General features: G+C 50.4%; 4 protein-coding genes and 1 pseudogene. All 5 read right to left on the bottom strand.

Going from position 1 to position 8,706, the window contains the following annotated elements; translation table 11 throughout:
• Positions 1-1,223, bottom strand: a pseudogene (locus VN105_RS09560) (glycoside hydrolase family 71/99-like protein); the annotation flags it as partial.
• 202 nt (positions 1,224-1,425) lie between these two features.
• Positions 1,426-1,638, bottom strand: coding sequence for a hypothetical protein (locus VN105_RS09555; RefSeq protein ID WP_325640212.1), 213 nt, complete (start codon positions 1,636-1,638; stop codon positions 1,426-1,428).
• Between the two features lie 96 nt (positions 1,639-1,734).
• Positions 1,735-4,098 (bottom strand): ABC transporter permease, encoded by a 2,364-nt coding sequence (locus VN105_RS09550; RefSeq protein ID WP_325640210.1) that lies wholly within the window; start codon positions 4,096-4,098, stop codon positions 1,735-1,737.
• Positions 4,099-4,249: 151 nt separating this feature from the next.
• Positions 4,250-5,674: an arabinose isomerase gene (locus VN105_RS09545; protein WP_325640208.1), complete on the bottom strand. Its 1,425-nt coding sequence runs from the start codon at positions 5,672-5,674 to the stop codon at positions 4,250-4,252.
• Entirely contained in the window at positions 5,671-8,676 is a 3,006-nt protein-coding gene (locus VN105_RS09540) for a glycosyl hydrolase (protein ID WP_325640206.1), read from the bottom strand. Before VN105_RS09540 ends, VN105_RS09545 begins: the two co-directional genes overlap by 4 nt.
• Between the last annotated feature and the right edge of the window lie 30 nt (positions 8,677-8,706).

Raw genomic sequence — 8,706 nt, 5'->3', positions numbered from 1 at the left:
GGTAATTGAGCGGAGTACTTCCCTTTGCCATGAAACCAGCGTGCAGCCTGGCCTGTGAGCCACAGGTAGTAATCGCTTCCCAGTTCGGTTTCGATGCCGGTGAACGAACCCTCTCCATTGAGTGGCAATTTATCTACTGTTGCACATTTAAATATGGAGGTGCCTTCGTTCATTTCATCAAACATGGCTACGTACAACATTTCCGCTCCTGCATTTTTTGCGCCTGCAATCTGGCGCCAGTAGAAACTGCCCCCCTCCCGTGGAATAGTATTGGCTTTGGGACCGTTCATATTCTTCCAGGAGAAACCGGGGAAAGCCAGCGGCACATAATCCACGCCATTGCTTTTACACCAGGCAATATCATCGGCTACCAGGTGTTTGAAGTTATCATAGCTTTTACCATTGTAGCGGCCCACAAACCAGGGCATAATTACATCCGACTTTTTAATAAGGCGATGCAATCCTTCATCACTGATGGCGTCCTGGCGCAGCTCCCTCCAGTAAGTGGGTACGCCCAGCATCACGCTGAAGCCTTTTGCTTTCATGGTATCCAGCAGGGTTTCTGCTTCCTTCAATCCATAGGCGCGGCGGTCGTTAAAGCCAACACCCCAGATCACGATAAGGGGTTTGCCATTATGATGAAGATACGTGGAGCTTTTACTGCCATGCAGCAGGTTGTACTTCCCGGTAAGTTCATCCAGGTCTTTAAGCACCAGCGCTTCTTCACCCGGACGCATACCGCTGAGGTCGTACATCACGGCAATAGCACGGTCGTACTTACCGGCGGCTTTCATAGCGTTATCCAATACCGTGTTGAAATGCCGTTTGCCGCTGGGGTTCCTGATCTCGGCTACGAAGCGCTGCATGAATACACCGTCGATACCATAGTCCTTCATCCATTTAAAATGGAGTGCTACGGTAGAAGCGTCGTGCGGACTAAAAACGGATGCGGGTTTACCATCGGCAAAACTGAAAGCGGTAGTATATGTTTTCTTATACTCGCTTACATCCGGCCAGAAATCTATTTCGCAGGAACCGGGTTTGAACACTCCCCTTCTTTCATAGTGATGCCATCCCCTGCCGGCGCTATCGCCGGGGGTATTAAACCAACCCTGGTAACCGGCCATTACCAGTCCTTTGTAAGTGGGATAGCGCTGAGCGTGCGCGAACATGCATACCAGCAGGATGCCTGATACAATAACATGGAATTTTTTGCTTATCATCTTATTCTCTTGCCGTTGATTAAAGCCGTATGGTGCAGATGCACTACGGCAACCGGCTTGGGGCTAAAGATAATAATTTCCAAACAGGATGTATTACCGCTTATGGATAACGGACAGTTAGACGCAAACAAAAATGAGTACCTGTGGAGATACTCATTTATTAAGGAATGCTGTTCATTTCAGTATAGTCGTTGCCGTTATATCAGTCTCTCCGCTTGCCGGACACTACCAGTACCACGCCCACAATGGCCACAATACCGCCGGCATAAGTAGGCCAGCCTATCCACCTGTTCTCTTTCTTGTTAATTTCAACAGGACCAATGTCCACCACTTTCTTTTCTGTTTGAACAGAGAAACCCCTGATAAGGATCATTGCAATACCAGCAATAATGAGGATGATGCCAAGTACTTTCATAATGTTGAGTTTACGAAAGTACCGGCAATCCACATGCCATTGCTATGGCCCTGTTTTTAGCGGTATAATGGGGAATTAGCGCCCCAATCAGTAGGATTATTCCGTTTTCAGGCTTTTCACGGGATCCATAGCAGCTGCCCGGATGCTCTGGAAACTTACGGTAAGCAAAGCGATGACGACAGTAATAAGCCCGGCCCCGCCAAAGATCCACCATTCAAGATCTGTTTTGTAGGCAAAGTGGGTAAGCCAGCGGCTCATAGCAAACCAGGCCAGCGGAAATGCGATGAGCATCCCTGTAAATACCGGTTTAAGAAAACCGGTGGAGAGCAGGATAAATATATTGGATGCTGAAGCGCCCAGTACTTTCCGCACACCTATTTCCTTTGTGCGTTGCGCAGCGGTGAATATGGCAAGGCCAAATAAACCAAGGCAGGAAATAAATACAGCCAGGCAGGCAAAGTAGTTACACAATTTACCCACCATCTGTTCACTTTTATAAAGCTTCGTATATTCTTCATCGGAGAACTGGTAAGTGAAAGGAAAACCCGGGTTCAGATTTTTACAGATGCCCGCCAGGCCGGCCAGTACCGGCTTTGTTTTGCCCCCGGCTGTTCTTACCAGGATGTTGCCCCACTTCGGCTTTTCATCCAAACGGATCACCAGTGGTTCAATAGCATCATGCATGGAATTGAAATGAAAATCTTTGAGTACGCCAATGATGGTACCGGAAACATTGCCAAGTGCGAATGGCTGTCCTACCGGATGTGTATACCCAATCCTCTTCACCGCACTTTCATTCAGGATATAGCTGCCGGAATCGTTGCCAAATTCCCTTGAAAAATCACGACCCTCCAGCAGCGTGAGGTGCAGGGTTTTCACAAAGTCGTACCCTACTGCCGCATCAGCAAAAGAAGCGGCATCATTTGGGTCTTTCCCGGACCATTCCAGGTCTCCTTTATGATGTTGTATCACCGTAGGTGTTTCTTTCATTTTTGAAATGGCGAGTACGCCGGGAAGATCAGCAGCTGCAGCTTTAAATACATCGTACTTAGTGATCAGCTGCCCTTCAATAGGAATATAAAGGAGGTTTTGCCGGTCGTAACCCAGGTTCTTAGTTTGTACATAATCCATTTGACGGTAAATCACGAACATACCGATCATCAGCAGGATGGATAAGGAGAACTGGAATACCACCAGCCCTTTGCGGAAATTAACAGCGCCAGTGCCGAATTTCAGGCTGCCTTTCAGCACCTTCACAGGGTTCAGCGCAGAGAGGAACAAAGCTGGATAACTGCCGGCCACAAAGCCGGTAAGTACCGTCAGGCCCAGCAACATAGCCCAGAAAACAGGTTGTGAAACAGGCAGTGATAACTGTTTTCCACTAAGCTGGTTAAAGGCCGGTAACAGCAGTATTACTACCAGCAAGGCAATCGCTAATGCAAAAAATGCCAGCAGTAAAGCTTCACCTATGAACTGAACCACCAGCGTGGAACGCCGGGCCCCCACTACTTTTCGCACGCCTACTTCCTTTGCCCTTTTTACCGAACGTGCAGTGGCCAGGTTCATAAAATTAATACAGGCAATGAGCATAATAAATATGGCCAGTAACGTAAACAGGCGTACGTATTCTATACGGCCGCCATCAGGAACACCATTGCTGAATACGGCGTGCAGGTATTTTTCGCTGTAGGGCTGTAATCCCAGCTCTGTATAGGAACCGTTACCCCGTGTCTGGTAGTTATAAACGAAGTCTTTTATTTTAGCGGCCACTTTACCGGCATCAGCATGATCACGGAGAAGGATATACGTAAGCGGGCTAAAGCTGCCCCAGTTTTTTGTCCATGCGTTATTAGCGGTAAAATCGTCCCAGTTGCGGACAAAGTCGAACTGCTGCGAAGAGTTGGCCGGCACATCGTACACGGCGGTAACAGCAAGACTTGTAGTGTCTTCATACCGCAATGTTTTCCCCAACGCCTTTTCCGGGCTGCCGAAAAATAATTCCGCCAGGTGTTTGGAAATGGCAATGGTACCGGGTTTATCCAACGCGGTGGCTTTATTACCCTGTAATACGGGGTAGCTGAACATCTTCAGGAAATCGGCGCCTGCATAGGCCCCTGTGATCTTCATTATTTTATCATCTACCCTTAATGCCACCGGCGGGAAAGCCTGGAACCCGCTGGCGTAAGCTACTTCAGGTATTTCTTTTTTCAGCTCAGCTGCCAGCGGTCCCTGTGTAAGATAGCCTGCATCCACTTTTCCGGCAGACGACTGGCGCACATATACCTGGTATAGTTTATCGCTGTTGGCATGAAAGGTATCCACGCTTTTTTCATCCTGCACCCAAAGGATCATAAGCAGGCTACAGGCCAGTCCGAGGGCCAGTCCCAGGATATTTATAAAAGAAAAGGCTTTATTGCGGGCCAGGTTGCGCCATGCAATCCTGAAGTAATTTCTTATCATGATGGTCGGTATCAGTTATGCGAACAATTTAAAAAACATGCCATACAGTAGTAACATATATGTCAGTAATTTAGAAAATCATCTTTTCAATAATATGTCCGTTTTTGATACAGTAACTGACCGTTTATAGTATCCCTTGCCGCGCCCTTCCTCAGCAAACCTGGATAGCCGCAATGCCCAGTAACTCCGCCAGTTTTTTTATACGGGGAGCAATATGCCCTTTACCCACTGCACAATGGTGTGCAGGCCCCTGTGCATTCCAGGCCTCCACGAAATTCCTGGCGCCAATGGGAAACCGGTAGCGGCTGTTGGTATTACCTATTTCCAGGATGGGACCGGCTTCAGACATACCTTCCGCCAGGAGGAACTGCAAAGTGCCGTTGCCTGTTTCCACTACCGACAATAAGGTAACAGGGCCATGTGCCACCGACATCTCCACAGATAATCCCTTTCCTACTTTTCCATGATATACCTGTAAAGGCTTCAGCTTTATTTTACCTGCGGCAATTACCGGATGGCAGGGTCCATCGTGGCCCATCAGCACAATATCATCCTGGTAGTCCATGGCATAGTATTCGGTAAAGGATCCCCCGGCGCCAAAACTGTCCATGATCTTCATGGCCTGTGCATTCTTTACTTCATATTCACCTGCTACCGGAACGCCCTGCGCAGTCAGGAGCGATGTGCCCATAATAACGGAGCTCATGGTATCTTCATTCACCGCGTTACCTGTTCCTTTATGATAATATGCCAGCGATCCCAGCTGATGCTTCGCCACCAGCTTATCCAGTGCCACCGCTGTTTTAGCAGCGCGGTGCAGTTCTTCCGGGGAGCAGTCGGGCTGGATCTCAAACACCCGTTGGGCTTCCTCCAGTTTGGCAGCAATTTCCGTTTCACTAACGGTGGCACGGATGCCCGATAATTCATCTGCTTCAATGATCTCCATATGCCCGCCTAACACTGCTGCATGCAAAGTGAGATTGGAATAAATATCCAGCATGCCGCCGTAATAGTTGCCCATTAAACCAAGCCGGTTGTGATACATAATGTGGGCCACTTTCGCGGCCGCGATCCATTCTTCCACTTCTTTCCATACACCGGGATCATTGTGCAGCATACCGGTTACCTGGTAGAAAGGTATACCGGAGCGTTTGAATACGCTGGCTATTTCCGGTACAGGGCAGGCGGCACAAAAGGCCAGCCATTCGCCGGTCATGGCTGTGCGGTTGCCCAGGTTATTAAATGAGGCATAGTCAATAGCCGCTGCCGGGGAAAGGTTTAATACGATCACCGGCACCTTTGCACGTTTCACTACCGGCAACACCGTGGAAGACAACGCATAGGTGGTAACATATAAAAAGATGAGATCTACGTCTTCTTTCCGGAAACGGCTGCCTGCTTCGAATGCCTTCTCCGGCGTGTCAATTAATCCCAGGTTGACGATCTCTGCGCCGTAGCCCTGCAGCTGCTGATGTACAACCCCGATGTAGCCGGACAACCGTTGTTGCAGGCCTTCGAACTGTTCCCAATAAGCAGCGAGGCCAATGCCAAACAGGCCTACCTTTAATGTATTCATGGTATTATTTTTTGAATGGTAACGGGCCCCAGTAAACCGGATGGCAGTAACGGGGAATCCTTTGTATAAAATTTCCAGGTAGAGAACGTATACCTTCCGCTGGTGCGGGGCTGGCCTTTCAGCAGCCATTCGGGCCATTGCCCGTTCCTGATGCCGTCGTCAGGCAATTGCTCATCACCTGTTAAGCGGTTGGGCCACAGGTTAGCGACAGTTATTTCCAGCAGGTTATTTTTCTCCTTCACCACCTTGCTGATATCTGCCTGCCAGGGAGCGCACCACAGCACGCCCAGGTCTTTCCCGTTCAGTGTTACCCTTGCCAGGTTATGTACTTCGCCAAGCTGCAACAGGAGTGCCGCTTTTTTTCCGCCTGTGGCGAGGTCAAATGTTTTACGGTAGGTAGCCATGCCGGAATAATATTTAATGCCGCTTTCGGGGCGTTCGGTCCAATCCTGCAGGGTGTGGAAAGTAATGTTCTCCGGGCCTCCCCACTTAGGATCAAAGGCTACCTGCCACTTGCCATTGAGCGTTTGCAGGGTTGTTGTTCCGGGAAAGTTTTTGGAAGATGAAGGCTTCATTGTCGCCTCCTTTGTAAACAGGATAAAACAACTTTCTCCTCCTGCCAGTTGCAGCGGTATGGTAGTGCGTTCACCGGCCACCGTAAATTCCGGGAGCGGCCGGATGTTGCCTGTCATAGGATCCCACAGCTGCGGTGTGCCGTTATTGCTGCGGAACACTGCGTGGCTGCTAACGGGATCATTACTGCGGTTGGAGATAAAATATATATCGGCTGTAGCGGCGGTGCGGTGTGTGTAGCGGATATTTTCACCGGCCACCAGGTCAGGCTGTATGCCCATGCCTGCAAGTATGGCGGCAGTACTGTCGTAATGCGGATACAATTCACCCGCCGGCGCGTGGCTGTAAATCACTTTTCCTTTACCCGGAGCGGGTTGTTGCCAGAGGGCTGCGGCCATTGTCCGCACCGTGTCATCACAGGCGGGGTAACCGGACAGGCCGGGCGCATGAAGTGGAGGAATGCCTGTTACCACTGCGCCGGCCAATACAAGGGAGCGGATCTTTTCCAGCAGCCGGGGCGTCATGGTGGTAACAGCCGGCAATACCAGTATGCGGTAGCTGGCGCCGCCGGGAAATACAATGCGGCCGTTTTGTACGGTAGCTTTATATAACTGGCCGGGGGCGCATCCGTCGAAATTATATCCTTTGCGGTCCGGCAGTACGGCATCGCCTGATAGTGCCGATGCCGGCGGCTGGAACACATGCGGGGCTCCTTCCGGTGTTAAATAGAGTATATCCGCTACCGTTGTACCCTGTTGCAGCAGGTACTGGCAACGGGATAGGTAGCGGTGATAACCGTTTACCAGGGGCCACCAGGTTTGATGACGGTCCCAGTGTACGCCATAAGGTCCCATGGTCATGCCCGGACGTAATGAATCTGCCAGCATCTGGCTCTGGAACGTATGAAAAACAAAGCGGTTTATACCGGCTGCAAAGGCCCAATCGCCCTGGTTTTTCATGGCGCCGGGATATTGTTTCCAGCCTTCGTCATTCTGCGCGGTAAATGCTTCCGACGGTACCACCGGCTGCCCGTTCACATGGGCTACAGACACTGCCTCTATACAACTGAATGCGGAATTAAAACCAAGTCCTTTGCTCCAAAATTCGCACATAGGGATATCTGCCACAGCGCCAAGTTCCAGGTCGGCGGCGGGGTTCATATCGTAGGGTTCTATAGAAAGACTTAACCCGTGGCGGTGTGCATATGCTTTCACGTAGCCGGCATGATTTTCCAGTACCAGCTCCTGTGCGGTTTGCCGCAGGTCCCATAAAAAGCGTTCGCTGATTTCGCGGCTTTCCACGATGCTTCCTGTGTACACCGGGTAAAAGGGAAGCGGATCATAGCCTCTTCTTTTCATGAATTGTTCCCGGAAATGCGGGGTCCAGTTTTGCGCGCCCATTTCCCAGCTGTCTATGTGCAGTCGTTTCAAACCGCCTGCAGCTGCAGGATCCCGCGGTCCCATTTTCCGCAGCAAGGCGCCTATGTAGTGATCCAGGTGTGCATTCATTGCCGTGGTATCAAACTTATCGGCTTCAAATCCCAGGCCGGGGAAAGGCGCCGGCCGGGTAACCGCGCCGTTGTTGCGCGCCCCGAAACGAAGGATGGTCCAGTTGCCGGGAGGAACATCCCATTGCAGTGTACCATTTGCCTGCAAAGCAGCAGTAAGATCGATGATGCGTTGTTTTGCAATCACTGCAGCGGAGGGCAGGGTATCATATACAGCGGGAAACGGCAGGTAGGGTTTTACACCGGCTACGGAAGTGAACGGCGCGCGGTAGTACAACGCTTTTTCCCCGATGTCTGTAATAGACTGCGCATTAACCGGTGTGGGAAACGCCAGTACCGCTACATCTTTATAAAAATCGTTCCATTGTTTTTTAAGGCCGGGGGTAAAAATATCTTCCCCGAAATAAGGAGTTTTGGGAGATGGTACCGGCAATGTGATCCGCTTTTTTTCATTACCGGAAACATGTGTTACGGAAGCTACCAGGTGCTGCATAGATTGGGCGGGCGTTACCCAGGGGCCGCCACTGCCGGCCCATCCGGGACCAATGCCTAATGTAATTTCAATGCCCAGCCGCTCACTTTCCTTCACGGCATGTATAAACAGCTCCTGCCAGGCTTCGCTGAGGAAGTCGACCTTACCCCGGGGAATACCCACATTCACTTCCAGGAAGGTAGCATTACTGATGCCCGCTTCTTTCATGGATTCCAGGTCGGCTGTAATACCCTGTTTTGATAAATTACCATCCATAAAATACCAGTACACGCCCGGACGGGCCACTGCAGGCGGTTGCGCAAACCCTTGTTTCCAGGCCCGCAACTGGCAGCGGGCAGCCTGTGTAAAAACCACCTGCCATAATATGAGCCAGAAAGCGCAACGGCAAAGCATATATCTCCCGGAAAAAAAACGTGGAACTGCTGTCATCAGTTGATTGTTTTAGCTGGAATAAAGCTA

The organism is Chitinophaga sp. (genome assembly GCF_035564935.1).
GTDB lineage: Bacteria > Bacteroidota > Bacteroidia > Chitinophagales > Chitinophagaceae > Chitinophaga.
Note: the sequence above shows the minus strand (reverse complement) of the source record. Positions and strands in the feature narration are given on the sequence as shown.

Excerpts from the sequence above, each read along its gene's own strand:
- VN105_RS09555 (WP_325640212.1), bottom strand. The coding sequence starts at position 1,638 with ATGAAAGTACTTGGCATCATCCTCATTATTGCTGGTATTGCAATGATC.
- VN105_RS09550 (WP_325640210.1), bottom strand. The coding sequence starts at position 4,098 with ATGATAAGAAATTACTTCAGGATTGCATGGCGCAACCTGGCCCGCAAT.
- VN105_RS09545 (WP_325640208.1), bottom strand. The coding sequence starts at position 5,674 with ATGAATACATTAAAGGTAGGCCTGTTTGGCATTGGCCTCGCTGCTTAT.
- VN105_RS09540 (WP_325640206.1), bottom strand. The coding sequence starts at position 8,676 with ATGACAGCAGTTCCACGTTTTTTTTCCGGGAGATATATGCTTTGCCGT.